17 protein-coding genes are annotated in these 17793 nt (G+C 52.8%); 1 reads left to right on the forward strand and 16 read right to left on the reverse strand.

Annotated features, from left to right (window positions below; genetic code table 11):
* Positions 1 to 87: 87 nt before the first annotated feature.
* From AC23NW_RS27450 to AC23NW_RS27515, 14 genes are all read right to left on the reverse strand, one after another.
* Positions 88 to 1608 carry an alpha-isopropylmalate synthase regulatory domain-containing protein gene (locus tag AC23NW_RS27450; RefSeq protein ID WP_293834526.1) on the reverse strand — a complete coding sequence of 507 codons (1521 nt, stop codon included), beginning with the start codon at positions 1606 to 1608 and terminating at the stop codon, positions 88 to 90.
* 82 nt (positions 1609 to 1690) lie between these two features.
* Positions 1691 to 2287, reverse strand: a complete 597-nt coding sequence (gene leuD, locus AC23NW_RS27455) for a 3-isopropylmalate dehydratase small subunit (protein WP_071505798.1) — start codon at positions 2285 to 2287, stop codon at positions 1691 to 1693.
* A 61-nt stretch (positions 2288 to 2348) separates the two neighbouring features.
* Positions 2349 to 3755 (reverse strand): 3-isopropylmalate dehydratase large subunit, encoded by a 1407-nt coding sequence (gene leuC / locus AC23NW_RS27460; protein WP_487453550.1) that lies wholly within the window; start codon positions 3753 to 3755, stop codon positions 2349 to 2351.
* A 124-nt stretch (positions 3756 to 3879) separates the two neighbouring features.
* Positions 3880 to 5232: a flavin monoamine oxidase family protein gene (locus tag AC23NW_RS27465; RefSeq protein ID WP_487453552.1), complete on the reverse strand. Its 1353-nt coding sequence runs from the start codon at positions 5230 to 5232 to the stop codon at positions 3880 to 3882.
* 159 nt (positions 5233 to 5391) lie between these two features.
* Entirely contained in the window at positions 5392 to 5784 is a 393-nt protein-coding gene (locus AC23NW_RS27470) for a DUF1398 domain-containing protein (protein ID WP_487453554.1), read from the reverse strand.
* A gap of 106 nt (positions 5785 to 5890) precedes the next feature.
* Positions 5891 to 6655, reverse strand: a complete 765-nt coding sequence (locus AC23NW_RS27475; protein ID WP_487453556.1) for a helix-turn-helix transcriptional regulator — start codon at positions 6653 to 6655, stop codon at positions 5891 to 5893.
* A gap of 13 nt (positions 6656 to 6668) precedes the next feature.
* Positions 6669 to 6971, reverse strand: a complete 303-nt coding sequence (locus AC23NW_RS27480) for a DUF1330 domain-containing protein (protein WP_293834518.1) — start codon at positions 6969 to 6971, stop codon at positions 6669 to 6671.
* Positions 6972 to 7042: 71 nt separating this feature from the next.
* Positions 7043 to 8176 (reverse strand): acyltransferase family protein, encoded by a 1134-nt coding sequence (locus tag AC23NW_RS27485; protein WP_487453558.1) that lies wholly within the window; start codon positions 8174 to 8176, stop codon positions 7043 to 7045.
* A 34-nt stretch (positions 8177 to 8210) separates the two neighbouring features.
* Positions 8211 to 8789, reverse strand: coding sequence for a YdeI/OmpD-associated family protein (locus AC23NW_RS27490; RefSeq protein ID WP_487453559.1), 579 nt, complete (start codon positions 8787 to 8789; stop codon positions 8211 to 8213).
* Positions 8790 to 8837: 48 nt separating this feature from the next.
* On the reverse strand, positions 8838 to 9299 hold the full coding sequence (locus AC23NW_RS27495) for an SRPBCC domain-containing protein (RefSeq protein WP_487453561.1): 462 nt from the start codon (positions 9297 to 9299) through the stop codon (positions 8838 to 8840).
* Positions 9300 to 9305: 6 nt separating this feature from the next.
* Entirely contained in the window at positions 9306 to 9629 is a 324-nt protein-coding gene (locus tag AC23NW_RS27500; protein ID WP_487453562.1) for an ArsR/SmtB family transcription factor, read from the reverse strand.
* Positions 9630 to 9770: 141 nt separating this feature from the next.
* Positions 9771 to 10079, reverse strand: coding sequence for a hypothetical protein (locus AC23NW_RS27505; RefSeq protein WP_487453564.1), 309 nt, complete (start codon positions 10077 to 10079; stop codon positions 9771 to 9773).
* Positions 10080 to 10170: 91 nt separating this feature from the next.
* A complete protein-coding gene (locus tag AC23NW_RS27510; protein WP_487453565.1) occupies positions 10171 to 11334 on the reverse strand; it encodes a hypothetical protein in 1164 nt (387 codons plus the stop codon).
* A gap of 9 nt (positions 11335 to 11343) precedes the next feature.
* Complete coding sequence (locus tag AC23NW_RS27515) at positions 11344 to 12057, reverse strand: class I SAM-dependent methyltransferase (RefSeq protein ID WP_487453567.1); 714 nt, start codon at positions 12055 to 12057, stop codon at positions 11344 to 11346.
* Positions 12058 to 12410: 353 nt separating this feature from the next.
* Here AC23NW_RS27515 and katG point away from each other — a divergent pair, with 353 nt between their 5' ends.
* The gene (gene katG / locus AC23NW_RS27520; RefSeq protein ID WP_487453569.1) at positions 12411 to 14639 is read left to right on the forward strand and encodes a catalase/peroxidase HPI; all 2229 of its coding nucleotides are present in this window, start codon (positions 12411 to 12413) and stop codon (positions 14637 to 14639) included.
* 50 nt (positions 14640 to 14689) lie between these two features.
* Here katG and AC23NW_RS27525 read toward each other — a convergent pair whose 3' ends face one another.
* Positions 14690 to 15550 carry a helix-turn-helix transcriptional regulator gene (locus AC23NW_RS27525; RefSeq protein WP_293834489.1) on the reverse strand — a complete coding sequence of 287 codons (861 nt, stop codon included), beginning with the start codon at positions 15548 to 15550 and terminating at the stop codon, positions 14690 to 14692.
* A 20-nt stretch (positions 15551 to 15570) separates the two neighbouring features.
* Entirely contained in the window at positions 15571 to 17772 is a 2202-nt protein-coding gene (gene scpA / locus AC23NW_RS27530) for a methylmalonyl-CoA mutase (protein ID WP_487453570.1), read from the reverse strand.
* Positions 17773 to 17793: the final 21 nt, after the last annotated feature.

Genomic DNA, 17793 nt, shown 5'->3' on the forward strand with positions numbered 1-17793 from the left:
ACCAACGCCCGAATGCAGGTAATGACTGCTGTTCGGGCGTTGGTCGGTAAAATAAGGGTGTTGGTCGGAGATGAGGTAAAATATCCGCTAAACCGCCAGCAGGTTCAGCATTTTCTGCGTGGCTTTGATGGCTGATACCGTCTGATCGGAATCAAGGCCACGGGTTTTTACTTCCTTATCGTTGATACTCCACGTAATAACGGTTTCGCAAAGGGCGTCGGTTTTGCCACCGGGCGGAATCCGGACGGTATAGTCGGTCAGCATCGGCAGTTCGATTTTCCGCTTGTGATAAATCTTTTTCAACGCATTCATAAAGGCGTCATACTGCCCGTCGCCCTGCGCATTTTCTTCGTACAGCTGCCCTTTAATCTGCACCTGCAGGGTAGCCGATGGCCGCAGTCCTTTTGAATGCGTAAGTACATAGTTGACCACAACCACATTTTCCTCTATCGCATTACTGTCGAGGATATCAGAAATAATGTACGGCAGATCCTCCCGCGTCACCATTTCCTTGCGGTCGCCGAGCTCAATAATCCGCTGCGTTACCTTTTTCAGATCGCTATCGGACAGCTTAATGCCCAGTTCCTGTAAGTTCTTTTCAATGTTGGCCTTCCCGGAGGTTTTGCCCAGCGCATACTTACGCGTCCGGCCGAAGCGTTCCGGCATCAGGTCATTGAAATAGAGGTTGTTTTTGTTGTCTCCGTCGGCATGAATACCGGCCGTCTGGGTAAACACGTTTTCGCCGACAACCGGTTTATTGGCCGGAATCCGGAAACCGGTAAAGGTTTCGACCAGCTTGCTTACGGAATACAGCGACGTTTCAACCACCGACGTTTTCACCTCCGGCATAAAGTCATTCAGCGCCGCAATGGCCGAGGCCAGCGGGGCGTTACCGGCCCGTTCGCCCATGCCGTTGACCGTCAGGTGCAGGCCATGCGCTCCCGCCCGGACAGCTTCCATCACATTGGCAATGCTCAGGTCGTAGTCGTTGTGGGCGTGAAAATCAAAATGGCTGTTCGGGTATCGCTCAACAATGGATTTGATAAACGTGTAGGTCTCGTGCGGGGTCAGTACACCAAGGGTATCAGGCAGTAACACGCGGTCGACCGGTTGTTGGGTCAGGAAGTCGAGGAACTGAAAAACGTACTCCGGTGAGTTGCGCATGCCGTTGCTCCAGTCTTCCAGATACACGTTACAGCGGATATCCTTTGACCGGGCCAGGGTAATGACCTGCTCAATTTCTCCGAAATGCTGCTCCGGTGTTTTCTTGAGCTGATGCGTCAGGTGGTTCATCGATCCTTTGGTGAGCAGGTTCATCACCTTTGCGCCGGCATCGATCATCCAGTTCACAGACGTTTCGCCGTCAACAAAGGTCAGTACCTCAATCTTGTCGATCAGTCCGTTTTCCTGTGCCCATCCGGTAATTTTCTTAACCGCCTGAAATTCGCCGTCCGACACGCGGGCAGAGGCAACTTCCAGCCGGTCAACTTTTACTTCCTTCAGCAACAACTGGGCAATTGTCAGCTTCTCAGATGCAGAAAAAGACACCCCCGATGTTTGTTCACCATCGCGGAGTGTCGTATCCATAATTTCGATAAGACGACTCATTAATAAAGAGCGAAAGAGCGGAAGAGTGAAAGAGATAAAGCGGATTTTGGGTCGCTCTTTATCTCTTTCGCTCTTTCACTCATTAGTACGGCCTTGCGGCTTCAAAAACAGCAATATCTTCCTTCAGCGACCGCAGGTAATCGATATCATCGAACCCGTTGGTCATGTTGTGCTTTTTGTAGCCATTGATCGCAAATGACTCCTGCTCGCCGGTCGGCACAATCGTTATCGTTTGCTCCGGAAGGTTCACTTCCAGTTCGGCCTTAGGGTCGGCTTCGATGGCCAGGAAAATCTTGTCCAGAAACTCAGGGCTGACCTGCACCGGCAGAATGCCGATGTTCAGGGAATTGTTCTTGAAGATATCGGCGAAGAAGCTCGATACCACACACCGGAACCCGTAGTCATAGATCGCCCAGGCTGCATGCTCCCGGCTTGATCCGCTACCAAAGTTCTTGCCGCCAACCAGAATCTTGCCGCTGTAGATCGGGTTGTTCAGGATAAAGTCTTCTTTCGGTGTTCCGTCGGCATTGTAGCGCCAGTCGCGGAACAGGTTGTCGCCAAAGCCCTTGCGCTCCGTCGCTTTCAGGAAACGGGCAGGAATAATCTGGTCAGTATCGACGTTTTCGATCGGCATCGGCACAGCCGAGCTTTTCAATATGGTGAATTTATCGTAAGCCATGATAGAATGAATAATGAAAAATGTAGAATGAATAATGAGCTGTATCGAAATACATTGTCCATTACTCAGCAATCAGTTCCCGCGGGTCAGTAACGACACCGGTAACGGCGGCCGCGGCGGCAACCAGCGGACTGGCGAGCAGCGTACGGGCACCCGGGCCCTGACGGCCTTCGAAATTCCGGTTTGAGGTACTTACCGCATATTTTCCGGCCGGAATCTTATCATCATTCATAGCCAGACAAGCCGAACAACCCGGCTGACGCAGCTGGAAACCGGCGTCGGTCAGAATGTCCAGAATGCCTTCTTCCTTAATCTGAGCCTCAACGATGTGCGAGCCTGGCACGAGCCATGCCGTTACGTTGTCGGCTTTCTTACGGCCTTTTACAATCGACGCAAAGGCGCGGAAGTCTTCAATCCGGCCGTTGGTGCAGCTGCCAAGGAAAACGTAATCGATTGGCTTACCAATGATAGAGTCATTTTCGGCAAAGCCCATGTAATTCAGTGACTTGGCGTACGAAGCAGCGCCGTCGAGCACCTGGCTGGCTGTCGGGATGTGGTTGGTAATGCCCGTACCCAGACCCGGGTTGGTACCGTATGTAATCTGCGGCTCAATGTTAGCCGCGTCGTATACATATTCGAGGTCGAATGAGGCGCCGTCGTCGGTTTTCAGCGTCTCCCAGTAAGCGACGGCCTTGTCCCAGGCTTCGCCCTTTGGTGCCTGCTCGCGGCCCTGAATGTAGGCCAGTGTTTTTTCGTCGGGAGCGACCATGCCGCCACGGGCACCCATTTCGATACTCATGTTACAAACGGTCATCCGGCCTTCCATCGTCAGGTTACGGAACACATCACCCGCAAATTCAATGAAATAGCCGGTTGCACCACTGGCCGAAATCTGCGAGATGATATACAGCACCACGTCTTTGGCAACGACACCTTTTTGCAGGGTACCGTTAACGCTGATCCGCATTTTCTTTGGTTTCGGCTGCATGATACACTGCGACGCCAGGACCATTTCAACTTCCGAGGTACCGATACCAAAGGCAATGGCACCGAACGCACCGTGCGTAGAGGTGTGTGAGTCACCGCATACGATGGTCATGCCCGGCAGGGTAATGCCGTTTTCCGGTCCGACCACGTGAACGATACCGTTCTTCTGATGGCCCAGACCCCAGTGAGAGATGTTGTACTTTGCTGAATTCTTTTCCAGCGCTGCCAGCTGGTTTGCCGAAAGCGGATCGGCTACCGGCAGGTGCTGGTTAATGGTCGGCGTATTGTGGTCAGCTGTTGCAAATGTCCGCTCCGGATAGAGCACACCGATGCCCCGGCTCTCAAGGCCAAGGAACGCAACAGGGCTGGTAACTTCATGGATAAAGTGACGGTCGATGAACAGAACATCAGGTCCGTCCTCGATTTTCCGGACAACGTGTGCGTCCCACACTTTGTCGAAAAGGGTAGTTGGGTTACTCATAGCGATCGGCAAATAATTCGTATAGGGCAAAGGTCAGAATTAATTGTACAATCGACATCACGGTAGGCGTTCAGTAAATAGCGATTTTGGTTCAATAGGACTATTTGAGAGGTAAACGGTATCGTCAGAGCAAGTCAATGATCTTTTCGGCCTCCCGGATACCACTCAGCCAGGCACCATGGGCCGTTGAGAAATAATCGGCGTGGGTATGCTCTCCGGCAAAGAAAAGCCGGTTGTCAATGGATTCAGCAAGATCGTCAAAATGGGTCATTTCGGTGTCAATGGCCGTGTAAGAGTAGGAGCCAAAGGTAAATTCGTTGTTTTGCCATTTCGTCCGCAGCATGGTGACCGGTTCGGGAATACCGGTGCCGTACATATCCCTGAGGTGGGCCATGATATCAGCCACCACCTGAGTATCGGTCATCGTCTCGGTTTGCTGGGCGTAGTCGGCATACGCAAAGGTCATCAGCGCATTAACGGTTGGCTGGTATTTCCGGACGTTGACAAAGTAATTGAATTTATCCCGCACCGCCGGCGTGTATGAAATGTACTGCACATCGTCCCAGAACGCCTTTTCCCAGATGAGCAGAAACTTATTGACGCAATTCATGCCGATGCTCCGGATTGCTGACTGCTTGCCGGCGGGGAGCAGGGGGGTAAACCGGATACTTTCGCTTTTCAGTACACCGAGCGGCACCGTTACGATCACATAACCGGCTTCGCTGACGCTGCCGTTATGTGTCACGGTTACAGTTGATGAGCTGTAATCAATGGCTGTCACGCGCTGATCAAAGCGTATGTCGAGCCCCCTGGCCAGATATGTGGCAATAGTGTCATACCCATTCGTAGCAATGGTTTCCACGCCGCCGTATTCCTCCCCTTCATTGTACAGCAGCGACGATAATTTATTCAGATCCCCGGTGTCAAACGTGACATACGTAGACAGAAAAAAAGTCCAGAGCCGGTCGTTGGCTTTAGCAGGATAAGTAGCATTAAAGACTGATTCAAAGCTCCGGGTACGGCTGCCCTGCTTCATGAGTGAATCCAGAATACCATACAGTTCATCTTCGGCAGCGTCATAAAAGGCCGCTTTCCGCTTTATGCCTCCAATGTCATAGGAAACCCGGCTTTCGTCAATTGTCGGGAACGTTTGCATGCCCGCCTGCTGCGCCAGTGTCGTGATCGGATTGCCGTCGATGCCATGGATCCAGCTGGCCCCTTCATCGAAAGCAACGCCGGCCGACCGGTTTGTCCGCAGACGACCACCGACAGTACTTTGGGCTTCCAGTACCGTCACGATGAATCCTTTATCGTGTAGCTGTCGGGCCGCTGCCAGGCCCGACAGGCCGGCCCCGATCACCAGTACGCGTTTGGTTTTGGGATCGGCCGGCACGTTCAGGGTACAGGCATTCGATAAAAGCGATGCCGCTATCGGCAGCCCCGCCATGGTATGTTTGATGAATTTCCGTCGCAGCATTGTATTTCCGGCATGATCTGTTTGTATTGTGACGAAAAATAGCCTCCTGTGGTTACCTGCCGTCTTGTAGAGACGCAATATTTTGCGTCTCATTTTGTGCATAGATTTTAGGTTATTAGCTACTACCTGCCGGTTACTGAGACGCAACATCTTGCGTCTCTACACGGATGGAATTGCTTCGACCAGTATTTCCTGACCGGCTTTGTCGTAATACGTACAGGTTAACTGATCCATACGTACTGTCCATTTGTCAATGCCCGATGCCGCCGCTTGCCGGCAAAATGTAAGGTAATCGGATTGACCTTGCTGATGAGCGATCAGGTCGGCCTTGAAGCGGGGCGCATCGCAGGTATCAGCAACAGACAGTGATTCGTATTTGGCGGGTGATGAGGTCTGGTAATTGTTTGCGCCGAAATAGCTGGCATGACCATCGGCTACATACGTTTCATAACAGGTCACGCCCATTTGTTTGATGGCCTGGATGTAAGCCGGAAAGTCGGCGCCTGATTTGACGTTGCTGTGTGCTTCTTTGATTTGAGCTATGGTAAACATTGACTGAACGGGGTTATGTTGTGTGTCCGTCAGGGACATGTTTAGTCCCGATTGACAGCACAAAGGTCCGGTTCAGGCAAGGGCGGTCATTGTAAAAAATCGTTTTTTACAGGAAGCGGCGGAAGTGTTCGGGTGCTTCGCCGGTATAGAGTTTAAAGTCTTTGCTGAAGTGTGCCTGATCGAAAAAGTTGTTTTCGTAGCAGATGTCGGCCAGCGATTTTGCGCCATCCAGACTGCTGAGCACCGTATTGAAGCGGACAATGGAGGTGAACTTTTTCGGGGTGGTGCCCACCAGCTTTCGGAACCGCTTCTCAAACGGGCTCTGGCTGATGGCTAACCGTTCATTCAGCTCCCGGATGCGGATAGCCCCCTTGCTTTGATAGATCAGCTTCACTGCTTCGATAATCAGTTTATCCGTTTCAATCGCCTTAAGGTGGGCCCGTAAAAAACGCTCCACCAGCTGAATGCGTTGCTGATCGGTGGTGGCCTGCGATAAACGGTCTTCGGTTTCAGAAACGCTGGTTTTGTCAAAAATGAGGTCGAGCGACAGACGCTGGTTGAACAGCTCGTGGGCCGGATGCTTCGAAAAACGCGCAAAACCGGTTTCGGTGAAGTAAACCAGAATGGTCCCGATATGGGGCGAGTTTCTGAACACCGTATAGCTGTCGGTCATTCCTGAAATACCGGCGGTGGCGAGGTGTGTTTCGGTATCCTGACTGACTGTCGCAAGCTGGCCTCTGTACTGGAATCCGATGACCATACCCGTTGACGGAAACACCTTATAAGTCATGCCGGCTTCGTTTTCCGATATAACGAAGTGCCTGACGTAAGGCTGTAACGGCTCTGAGGGGATTATTGTATCAAACCGCATCTCAACAACTGAATTACAGTTTTTCGCCCTTAATCAGCCAGACTGACTTTATCGATTGTTCTTTCAGGTGCACGAACCGCTTCCGTTCTTCGTCCTTGAAGAAGTCAGCCAGATCCGATTCATTGTCGAATTCGACCAGATGAATTTCGTAGGGTGTCTCAATGGATTGCTCAATGACATTTTCCGGCGAAAGCCGGTTCCGCAGCAATAGACGGCCGTTGTATTTGGCAATCAGCGGGATGGCTACCCGTTCGAAGGCATCGAATGTTTCCTCCTGTCCGTCGATGAGATAAATGAGCTGGGTAATGTAGATCATAGTGGTAGAGACGCAATATTTTGCGTCTCGTTTTGTGCATAGGTTTTATGTGATTATCTGCAACCTGCCGGTTACTGAGACGCAAGATGTTGCGTCTCTACGTTTGTCATTACCCTGTGCCGTAAACGCATGAACGGTTTTTCGATCAGGATGTGCATGGCATAGGCACCTGCCAGACAGGTAACGGTGCAGATGACCAGCATCAGGTTCGGGTGTAGTTCATAGCCCGCCAGTAGGTCGCGGGTCAGGTGAATGATGCCTTTATGGGTTAAATAGAGGGCGTACGACAGGTTGGCCAGTAAAGCCGTTACCGGTGAATACCAGCGGTATAAAAATGATGCCGGACTAATGGCAGCGCCCACCAGCCATCCGAAACCGAGCGCAATCAGTGGAAAACCAAACACGGAGGCCGTAAAGGTCTGCTGGTCGGCGCACAGGAAATAGGCTGCCGTCAGGAGCAGTATTCCTGGCAGCATCAGCCAGTTGCCGTAGCCGGCCACCATTCGCCAGCGGGCAGGGGAGAAGACAGACAAGGCAGCAATGGCTACACCTGCCAGCAGCCCGTCCAGCCGGGTGTAGGTCGGATAGTAAATATATTTGTACCAGTACATCCAGCTGGCATCGTCCGCCTGCCAGGGACCATAGAGGTAGACATAGGACGCATACCGGATCACAAATCCGCCCAGAAAAAGAATAACGAACAACCATGTCCCGTTGCGGAACCGGTTCGTTTGTTGCAGCGCGATCAGGATAAGGGGCAGGAACAGGTAAAAATGTTCTTCGACGCACAGGGACCAGGCATGCGAAAACGTGCCGAAGTCTTTGAGGTTTAGGCCGAGATTCTGGGTAAAGGTCAGAAAGCGCCAGAGCGGCGGCAGGGCCTCACGCTCGCGGAAGACGGGGAAAATAAAGTACAGCCCGACCGTAACCAGATAGGCCGGGATGATCCGGAAAACGCGTTTGAGGAAAAAATCTCTGTACGACAAGGGCTGACCGGCCTTAACCTGCGCAAACAGCTGCGCCGAAATCAAAAAGCCGCTCAGGACAAAAAACAGATCAACACCCGTCCAGCCAAACTTAGCCACGCCCGGCAACCACGCCGGTTCGCCTTTACTGATGATGAAATAATGAAAGAAAAAGACGAACGTAATGGCCGTGGCCCGTAAGTGGTCGAGCCCGTTGAGTCTGGCCGGGTGGGTTGACATGTTGAGTTGTTAGTTGCTACACAGAGCCGCAAAATTAATCATTCAACCCTTTACCGTTCAGAATATCAGGAATACTTTTTTCGACCCGTGCCGTCCGGGTTTTCGATTGCTTTGGTGCCGAAAAGTGGAGCAGGTAGGCGCGCTGCCGGCCGGGTGTCAGGGCCTCGAAAGCGGCTTTCAGGGCAGCATTCTGGTCCAGCTTTTCCCGGAACTCGTCTGCTACAGCATAGTCCTCCAGCTTTTTAAGCGTTACGTTCAGGCCCGCCCGTTCGACCTCAATCGCTTCAAAAAGATAGGCTTTAATGGTTGGTTCCAGTTCCAGAATCTGTTTCAGGCTTGTGAAACGCAGCTGTCGGGCGGCCTGTACGTTTTCCGTCTGCTGTATCAGCAACCCTTCTGCATCGTGGAGCAGAGCGCCTTTCGTGAACAACAGAGCGCAATACTCCTTGAAGCCATGAATCAGCGTTACGTTATGCTGCTGATAGGTGTAGCAGGGCACCCCCCATTTCAGTTGCTCGGTCAGGCCGCAGCTGAGCGTGATCTGCCGCAGTTTTTCGTACTCGTCCTGCCATTTCGTGGCTTTATTAAAAAAGAAATCAACGTTGGGGTTCATAGCAAAGAGTGAAAGAGATAAAGAGTGAAAGAGCGAAAAAAGCTAAAATCAATGAGGCAGCAGGGTCTGTAGGCGGTTGTGGGCGAGGTTGAGGCCATGGGCAAAGGGCATTTGCAGCATCTTGTTGCGGAGTTCGGCCGATTTATAGACAATCTGCATGGTTAGTTTGCTGGTAGTAGCGGAGAGCGCTTCAAAGTCCAGAAACTCAAGCTGCACCCCGAAGGGTGCGTTTTCTATCTCAAATGTCCGTATAATCTGCCGGTCGGGAATAAACGTATGGATCACACCATTAGCCTGAAAAACTACATTCCCGTGGGCGTCAACGGTCTGGAAGTGCCAGCTGCCGTGCGGTTTACTCTCCAGTGTCAGCACCCGCGTACCCATCCATTGGGCCACCAGCTCCGGTTCGGTATAGGCCTTAAAGAGGAGTGGCAGGGGCAGATCAAACTCCCGTGTGATGCATATATCCTGATGGCCGTCGCCGGCGCGGACCTGTGTTTTGCGTTCCATAAATGGTTATTGGTTACCCTGATACGCTTTCATAATGCTTTCGAGTTTGTTGAACCGGTCATCCCACATCTGGCGGAACGGTTCGATAAAGTCAGCGATTTCCTTCATTTTGGCGGCATTGAGGTGATAGTACATTTCGCGGCCGTTTTGTTCCTGCCGCAGCAATTCGCATTCGGTCAGAATCTGTAAATGTTTGGAAACGGTTGGCCGGGCCGTGTCAAAGTTAGCGGCTATGGCCCCCGCCGTCATGGCCTGCGTTGCCACCAGCAACAGAATGGCCCGCCGGGTCGGATCGGCAATGGCCTGGAAAACGTCGCGTCGTAGATTCATTGTGTAGTCATTTAACTACAAATATACGTGTAGCTATTTGGCTACGCAAATTTATTTTTGGGAAAGCCTGAATTCTATAGGAACTCCCCGAGGGTTTTAAACCCTCGGGGAGTTGGGGGAAAAGATTAGGAAGTTCCCTCACTACATCAACGTAAACAACAGCCAGCTGATCAGCAGCATATCCAGTCCGATAAAGGCTGTACTGGTTCTGCGATAGCTGAATCCGGAAAGACGTCGTGATTGGCTTAGCAACCAAACCGAAATACCGCACAAGCCAATGCTTAGTAGTGTAATCGTCAGCGCGTTTTGCAGGAAAAAAGGGAAATAACCGAGGTAAAGCGCTTTCGCCTGATCGAAAGGGAGGTCCTTCGTGGCGGTATTTATCCAGAGCATGACGTTAGCCACGACCAGGAGGCAACAGAAAAGGCCGGTGTAAAAGAGAGCTTTCATACGGTAAGATGTTTGATCTAAAGATAGTACTTTGTTTAGACTGTTGCCCCTCCAAAGGAAAACATTGGCACCTGTAACGGATGGATAACCGCTATGGCCGGACCCGCTCAAACAGCATGTCCGGATTGCCGGTCCACCGGTACAGCCAGGCGGTGCTTTCCTGCTTACCATCGGTTGTTTTGCGGTTGTGCGAAATGTAAAACAGCCCGTCGCCGAGAGGGCAGAGACCGGTGGCTCCCCACTTGAAACGCCAGCCATGTGTCCCGCTGGCCGGATGCGCTAATCCGTTATTCGTCAGTGGCAACGTCTCAATGGTTGTTGGCTGGTTATCAATCATGACGGACTGTTTCACCGGCTTTTGGTGGCCGTCAATCTCAAACAGGGCGTAGTTCGGGAATGCTTTTTTGGCCCCCGTATAGACAGCAGCGAGCAGGTTGCCTGAGTCGGGGTCGTAGGCCAGATTCTGGATGCCGTAGCTCGTATTACCCGTCCGGACAAAATACTTGCCGGCGGGAGCCGCCGGACCAGACCGGTGCAGGCTGTCCTGGGTGAGGGTCCGGGCAAGGCGGCTCCAGTTGCTTGTATCGTATAGAAGCAGTACCTGATGGTCGTTGTCGGTGCGGGTAGTGTCGCCGTAAATACCATATGCCACGTACAGATACTGCCGGCCGTTGCGTTTGCCGCCCGGCTTCGGCGCGAAAGCCACGCCGTCAATACCTGAACAGCCAAAGCGGTGTGCTACCGTTTTCGGCCCCTTACGTACACTGGCTTCGTAATCGCTGAGGACTTCGCGGAGGTAAACCGTCCGGACAATATCGTCTTTTTCGGCATCCATGCCCGGCTTCGTAATGCGGTTGCCGTCAATGATGGCTATGTAGAAACCCGATCCCGAATGCCCTTCGCCGGCACCCGTTGCCTGTTTGATACCTTTGCCGATAGCATCGTTTTTATATTCCAGCGACCCGTAAATTTTTCCGTCTTCGGGATTGATATCCAGATCACCGAGGTGGCCGACCAACCCGGTTACGCTGCCCAGCAACCGGCCGTCGAGCGTCATTTTGATCAGCTGATTGGTAAATGAAAAATAGATCACCTTGCGGGCATGATCCACGGCAATGCCCTGCACATGAAGCGTTCCCTGTTTGCCGGTATAGACGGAGTCCGGCCAGCTACCTGGCTTACGCTGTGCATATAGACGCTGGGTGCTGATTGTCAGGGCAAACAGGCTGAAAAGAATCGTAAGATAACGTTGCATGGTTGATTGTTATTCCCGTTTCACCGCGCGGATGCACAGAAATGCCGGAAAGCTGTTGAGTTCGTTAAAATGTTTGGGATCCAGTTTCTCAAATTCGGGAACAGGCCTTGGTTCGACCAGCTGATCGATATAAAAACCGTTGTTGGTCAGCGGGGTAATGCACTCGCCGAGCGGCCGCCGGTAGCTGTTGACCTCGACCGGTTGTCCGAACCCTTTCCAGACGCACGTCACGTGTTCGACGTCAAAATAGGCACTGGAGTTAAAGTAGTTGTATTCAAAAAACGGATGTTCAACCGAAATCACGAGCGTGCCGTTGGGCTTCAGTACCCGGCAGAACTCCTGTATCGTTAAGGCCCAGTCCTGAATGTAATGCAGCGCCAGTGCACACAGTACCACGTCAAATGATGCGTCGGCGCACATTGTCAAGGGTGCGGTAAGATCGTGAACCAGGAAAGAACCCTTACCCTGATTTCGCTCTTGAGCCAGTTTTATCATCGTCGGGCTAAGGTCAAGGCCAACAACGGAAGCCCCGCGATCCAGCAGGATTTCGGCGTATTTGCCGGGGCCACAGGCCGCATCCAGCACCGCTTTACCGGCCACATCCGGCAGCAGCGCCAGGGTGTTGGGCCGGTCGTAATAAGCGTTGTGGGGTTTATGGTCGATGAGCTGATTGTAGCGTTCAGCCATCTGCTCGTAGGCCGTCAGGACTTTATCTGTAATCATGGCAGGTTGATTTTGCCGGAAAGTTATCATTTAAGTCGGTATGTGATGCAATGCCGGCTTCATTGTGATTTTACCGAAGGGTGAGTATAAATCTTATCAACCATACTGCTATCCACCGGCATGAAGTTTTTGTTAAAAACAGATTTTCTTTACAAAGGCGTCTGGTGAATTCTCCCGCAAACAGCATCTTTACCAGAGAAACATCCTGGTAAAGATGTGTTATAGATAAAAGCTATGTCTCCTAGATATTATCAATTTGATTTATTGGGAGGCGTTTTGTTATTTTGAGTCCTGTTAAATATTAGAATTATTCATTTTTGTTTTCATACAAAAACACTCAATACATCTAAACCATGAACGACGCTGCACACGATAGCCCACTGGCAGAGACCATGAGCTCCGAGGCTAAATGCCCCTTTTTACACGGTGAATTAAAGCAGACAGCCGGTGGTGGTACCCGCAACCGTGACTGGTGGCCAAACCAGCTGCGGCTGAATATTCTTCGTCAGCATTCATCATTGTCGAATCCGCTGGGTGAGCAGTTCAACTATGCAGAAGCGTTTAAGGCTCTGGATCTGGATGCTGTTAAAAAAGACATCAATGACATCATGACCACGTCGCAGGACTGGTGGCCGGCAGATTATGGTCACTATGGTCCGCTGTTTATCCGTATGGCCTGGCACAGCGCCGGTACCTACCGGATTCAGGATGGCCGTGGTGGTGCCGGATCGGGTACGCAGCGTTTTGCGCCGCTCAACAGCTGGCCGGATAACACCAACCTCGACAAAGCCCGTCTGCTGTTGTGGCCGGTAAAGCAAAAATACGGCAACAGCCTGTCGTGGGCCGATCTGATGATTCTGGCCGGTAACTGCGCGCTGGAATCCATGGGATTCAACACGTTTGGTTTTGGCGGTGGCCGTGCCGACGTATGGGAGCCGGAAGAAGATATTTACTGGGGTAGTGAAGGCGAATGGCTGGCGCACCGCCACCCGGAAGCTCTGGAAAGTCCGCTGGGAGCAACCGAAATGGGCCTGATCTACGTAAACCCTGAAGGACCGGAGCGTAATCCGGACCCGCTGCTGGCGGCAAAAGCGATCCGCGAAACATTCGGCCGGATGGCGATGAATGATGAAGAAACGGTTGCGCTGATTGCCGGTGGTCACTCATTCGGTAAAACGCACGGTGCTGCGGATCCCGGCAAATATGTTGGTAAAGAACCTGCTGCGGCCACGATTGAAGAGCAGGGCATGGGCTGGATAAGTTCATACGGCTCAGGCCATGGCGAACATACCATCACCAGCGGTCTGGAAGGTGCCTGGACAAAAACACCGACCAAATGGAGCAACGACTTTTTTGATCACCTCTTTGGTTACGAATGGGAGCTGACCCAAAGCCCGGCGGGTGCGCACCAGTGGAAGCCGAAAGGAAATGCCGGTGAAGGGTTGATTCCGGACGCTCACAATCCGGAAAAACGCCACGCGCCGTTTATGCTGACAACTGACCTCTCGCTTCGTTTCGATCCGGCATACGAGAAAATCTCACGCCGTTTCCACGAAAATCCGGATCAGTTTGCCGATGCGTTTGCCCGTGCCTGGTTTAAACTGACACACCGCGATATGGGTCCTCGTGCCCGTTATCTGGGACCGGAAGTACCACAAGAGGTATTGATCTGGCAGGATCCGATTCCGGCCGTTACCTATGCAACGATTGACGAGGGCGATATCGCCGCTCTGAAAGCCAATATTTTAGCCTCAGGCCTGACCGTTTCTGAGCTGGTGTCAACCGCCTGGGCGTCGGCGTCGACGTTCCGTGGTTCTGATAAGCGCGGTGGTGCCAATGGGGCCCGTGTCCGGCTGTCGCCACAGAAATTCTGGGCGGCAAACAACCCGGTTCAGCTGTCGAAAGTACTGAGCACGCTGGAAAGTATTCAGCAGGAGTTCAACAGTATCCAGACCGGTGGTAAGCAGGTTTCCCTGGCCGATCTGATTGTCCTGGCGGGTTGTGCCGCCGTCGAAAAAGCGGCGAAGGACGCCGGTGTTGAGGTAAGCGTTCCGTTTACACCAGGCCGCGCCGATGCTTCGCAGGCTGATACCGATGTAGAATCATTCGAAGCCCTTGAACCGGCTGCCGACGGATTCCGCAACTACATGAGCAGCCGCGCTAATGCCACGGCCGAAGAAATGCTGGTAGACAAGGCGCAGCTGATGACGCTGACCGCTCCGGAAATGACGGTATTGGTTGGTGGTCTGCGGGTCCTGAATACCAACTCAGATGGCTCGAAGCACGGTGTCTTTACCCAGACGCCGGGTGTACTGACCAACGATTTCTTTGTAAACCTGCTGGATTTCAGCACTACATGGCGGGGTACGTCACATGCGCAGCAAGTGTTCGAAGGTCGTGACAGGAAAACCGGCGAAGTGAAATGGACCGCAACGCGCGCCGACCTGATCTTTGGTTCTAACTCAGAACTGCGCGCCATCGCCGAAGTGTATGGCTTCGCCGGATCAAAAGAGAAATTTGTAAACGACTTCGTGGCGGCCTGGAATAAGGTCATGAACCTCGATCGTTTCGATTTAGTTTAATGAGATAGCTATAGTGACAATAGGTGGTCTGTTTCGGGCCACCTATTTTTTTATGCTTTTCCGCCCGGGGTAGTGCCGTATTGCAGCTTGTAGGCTTTGATAAAGTGCGAAACGCTTTCGTACCCAATCTCCATGCTGACTTCCGAGACGTTTTTTTCGGTGTTCCGGAGCAGGAAATGGGCATGTTCCAGCCGCTTGCTCCGTATCCAGTGGCCGGGTGAGGTATGAAAATGCGCCTCAAAATCACGCTTGAAGGCCGACAGGCTACGCCCCGACAAACGCGCGAGTTCATTCATGGAGAGTGGTTTGAGCAGGTACGTATTCATCAGGTAATCCAGATCGGTTTTCTGTCCCTGATAGATGCTCATCAGCAACGACCGGAGTTTGCCTGAGGTGTCGAGCTGAAGTAGGTGCAGCAGCAGTTCCTGAAATTTCAGCCGTAACAAATCGTTCAGGTACAGCGATTGCGCTCCGAAATAAGGCAGCAGCGACTGAATAAACGTCGAAAACGTCGGGGAGGCCGCTAATTCCAGAATCGGTTCGGCCGACGCTGCTGCTGCATCGGCCACCGGTTTAACGTTGTGGAAAATATCGAGGTGCTGGCTGACAAACTCCTTAAGCAGCTTCTCCGGAAAGAAAAACACGAGGCTTTTGTAATTAGCATCCAGCGACTCATTCATGGAATAGCAGCCGCGCTGAAAAAACAGAATATGCCCTTTCGTAACGTGCAGGTCCTGCGTCGGCGACACGAATTTCTTTTCACCCTCCAGTACAAAAATGACTGCGTGTTCCTCAAAAAATACTTCATTCCGTTCCGGATACACGTCGCTCCGGTACGCCACAAAGGTCATGTCCTGAATTTGCAGCGACTGGAAGGTTTCCGGATTGATGGATGACGGTACACGAAGCATAACGTTATTCAGGGCCTGATTTACAAGTCTGTCTGCATGAGTTCCTGTAGGATTTTCTGGGCCGCAATGGAAATAACCGTACCCGGCCCGAAAACGCCTTTAACACCGGCATCGTACAGAAATGCATAATCCTGAGCCGGAATTACGCCGCCGGCAATGACCATGATATCATCGCGGCCTATTTTCCGGAGTTCGTCGATCAACTGCGGTACGAGCGTTTTATGCCCGGCTGCCAGACTCGAAACGCCGACGAGATGCACATCGTTCTCGGCCGCCTGCCGGGCTACTTCTTCCGGCGTCTGGAAAAGCGGGCCCATATCAACGTCAAAACCCAGATCGGCGAAGCTGGTCGCAATTACTTTGGCACCCCGATCGTGACCGTCCTGGCCCATTTTGGCAATCAGAATCCGTGGGCGGCGGCCTTCCTGTTCGGCAAACCGGTCGGTCATCTGACGGGCAATGCGGAAGTTTTCGTCGTCGGAGACCTCGGCCGAATAAATGCCCGAAACGGCGCGGATCGTGGCCTTGTGCCGGCCGAATGCTTTTTCCATAGCGTCAGAAATTTCGCCCAGCGTGGCCCGTTGCCGCGCGGCTTCGATAGCCAGGGCCAGTAAGTTGGTTTGAGCGGATGCGGATTGCAAATCCGCAGTCAGGTTAGGTTCGGATTGCAAATCCGAACCAGCATTGTCCAGACCGGCGAAGGCCGCTTCGGTAATGGCAGTCAGGGCCTTAGCTACTTTTTCCGGATCGCGGCCTGCCCGGATGCTGGTCAGTCGCTGAATCTGCTCCTCCCGAACCGCCTGGTTGTCTACCTCAAGCAGCTCGATTTCTTTCTCTGAGTCCGGTTTATAGCGGTTTACGCCGACAATCACGTCTTTGCCGGAGTCGATGCGGGCTTGCTTGCGGGCAGCGGCTTCTTCGATACGCAGTTTGGGCAGACCGGTTTCAATGGCTTTGGTCATACCGCCGAGCGTTTCTACCTCCTCAATTAACGCCCACGCTTTTTCTGCAAGTTCCTGCGTCAGCGCTTCAACGTAATACGAACCGCCCCACGGGTCAACGGCGCGGGTAATGTCGGTTTCCTGCTGGAGGTACAACTGGGTATTCCGGGCGATACGGGCCGAAAAGTCGGTCGGCAGGGCAATGGCTTCGTCGAGGGAGTTGGTGTGCAGCGACTGCGTGTGGCCAAGGGCGGCGGCCATGGCTTCGATAGCGGTCCGCGTTACGTTGTTGAACGGATCCTGCTCAGTCAGGCTGTAGCCCGATGTCTGGCTGTGGGTCCGCAGCGCCAGCGATTTCGGGTTTTTCGGATCGAACTGCTTCACGATTTTGGCCCACAACAGGCGGCCTGCCCGCATTTTGGCAATTTCCATAAAGTGATTCATTCCGATACCCCAGAAAAACGAAAGCCGTGGGGCGAAATCGTCGATGGCCATGCCCGCCTGAATGCCCGTGCGGATGTACTCAAGGCCGTCGGCGAGGGTATAGGCCAGCTCGATGTGGGCAGGTGCACCGGCCTCGTGCATGTGATAGCCGCTGATGCTGATGGAGTTGAATTTCGGCATGTAGCGGCTGGTAAACGCAAAAATATCACCGATAATCCGCATCGACGGGGCGGGCGGGTAGATGTAGGTGTTGCGCACCATGAACTCTTTCAGAATATCGTTCTGAATCGTTCCCGACAGTTTTTCCGGCGAAACGCCCTGTTCTTCGGCCGCTACGATGTAAAACGCCATGACCGGAATCACCGCCCCGTTCATCGTCATGGATACCGACATCTGGTCGAGCGGAATCTGGTCGAACAGGATTTTCATGTCCTCAACCGAATCAATGGCTACACCGGCTTTGCCTACGTCTCCGACAACGCGCGGGTGGTCGGAGTCGTAGCCACGGTGAGTGGCCAGGTCAAAGGCTACGGAAAGGCCTTTCTGCCCGGCGGCGAGGTTCCGGCGGTAAAAGGCATTGGACGCTCCTGCGGTCGAAAAACCGGCGTATTGCCGGACGGTCCACGGTTGCCGGACGTACATAGAGCTGTAAGGGCCGCGCAGAAACGGCGGAATACCGGCCGCATAGTGCAGGTGTTCCGCACCGGCGATGTCGGCGGCCGTAAAGCGGGGCTTCAGTTTTATGCCCTCGGCGGTGGTAAAGGGTTTGGGTGCCGGTTGGGAAGCGGCTTCCGGTTGTGTATGCGCCGCCGATATGGTTGAAAAATCAGGTCTCATGCGTTGTATCGTTTGCGGGTC

This window comes from Arsenicibacter sp. R0_47 (genome assembly GCF_057652235.1).

What these genes read in the sequence shown, in the direction of transcription:
- AC23NW_RS27450 (WP_293834526.1), bottom strand. Translation starts at nt 1,608, where the DNA reads ATGAGTCGTCTTATCGAAATTATGGATACGACACTCCGCGATGGTGAA.
- leuD (WP_071505798.1), bottom strand. Translation starts at nt 2,287, where the DNA reads ATGGCTTACGATAAATTCACCATATTGAAAAGCTCGGCTGTGCCGATG.
- leuC (WP_487453550.1), bottom strand. Translation starts at nt 3,755, where the DNA reads ATGAGTAACCCAACTACCCTTTTCGACAAAGTGTGGGACGCACACGTT.
- AC23NW_RS27465 (WP_487453552.1), bottom strand. Translation starts at nt 5,232, where the DNA reads ATGCTGCGACGGAAATTCATCAAACATACCATGGCGGGGCTGCCGATA.
- AC23NW_RS27470 (WP_487453554.1), bottom strand. Translation starts at nt 5,784, where the DNA reads ATGTTTACCATAGCTCAAATCAAAGAAGCACACAGCAACGTCAAATCA.
- AC23NW_RS27475 (WP_487453556.1), bottom strand. Translation starts at nt 6,655, where the DNA reads ATGCGGTTTGATACAATAATCCCCTCAGAGCCGTTACAGCCTTACGTC.
- AC23NW_RS27480 (WP_293834518.1), bottom strand. Translation starts at nt 6,971, where the DNA reads ATGATCTACATTACCCAGCTCATTTATCTCATCGACGGACAGGAGGAA.
- AC23NW_RS27485 (WP_487453558.1), bottom strand. Translation starts at nt 8,176, where the DNA reads ATGTCAACCCACCCGGCCAGACTCAACGGGCTCGACCACTTACGGGCC.
- AC23NW_RS27490 (WP_487453559.1), bottom strand. Translation starts at nt 8,789, where the DNA reads ATGAACCCCAACGTTGATTTCTTTTTTAATAAAGCCACGAAATGGCAG.
- AC23NW_RS27495 (WP_487453561.1), bottom strand. Translation starts at nt 9,299, where the DNA reads ATGGAACGCAAAACACAGGTCCGCGCCGGCGACGGCCATCAGGATATA.
- AC23NW_RS27500 (WP_487453562.1), bottom strand. Translation starts at nt 9,629, where the DNA reads ATGAATCTACGACGCGACGTTTTCCAGGCCATTGCCGATCCGACCCGG.
- AC23NW_RS27505 (WP_487453564.1), bottom strand. Translation starts at nt 10,079, where the DNA reads ATGAAAGCTCTCTTTTACACCGGCCTTTTCTGTTGCCTCCTGGTCGTG.
- AC23NW_RS27510 (WP_487453565.1), bottom strand. Translation starts at nt 11,334, where the DNA reads ATGCAACGTTATCTTACGATTCTTTTCAGCCTGTTTGCCCTGACAATC.
- AC23NW_RS27515 (WP_487453567.1), bottom strand. Translation starts at nt 12,057, where the DNA reads ATGATTACAGATAAAGTCCTGACGGCCTACGAGCAGATGGCTGAACGC.
- katG (WP_487453569.1), top strand. Translation starts at nt 12,411, where the DNA reads ATGAACGACGCTGCACACGATAGCCCACTGGCAGAGACCATGAGCTCC.
- AC23NW_RS27525 (WP_293834489.1), bottom strand. Translation starts at nt 15,550, where the DNA reads ATGCTTCGTGTACCGTCATCCATCAATCCGGAAACCTTCCAGTCGCTG.
- scpA (WP_487453570.1), bottom strand. Translation starts at nt 17,772, where the DNA reads ATGAGACCTGATTTTTCAACCATATCGGCGGCGCATACACAACCGGAA.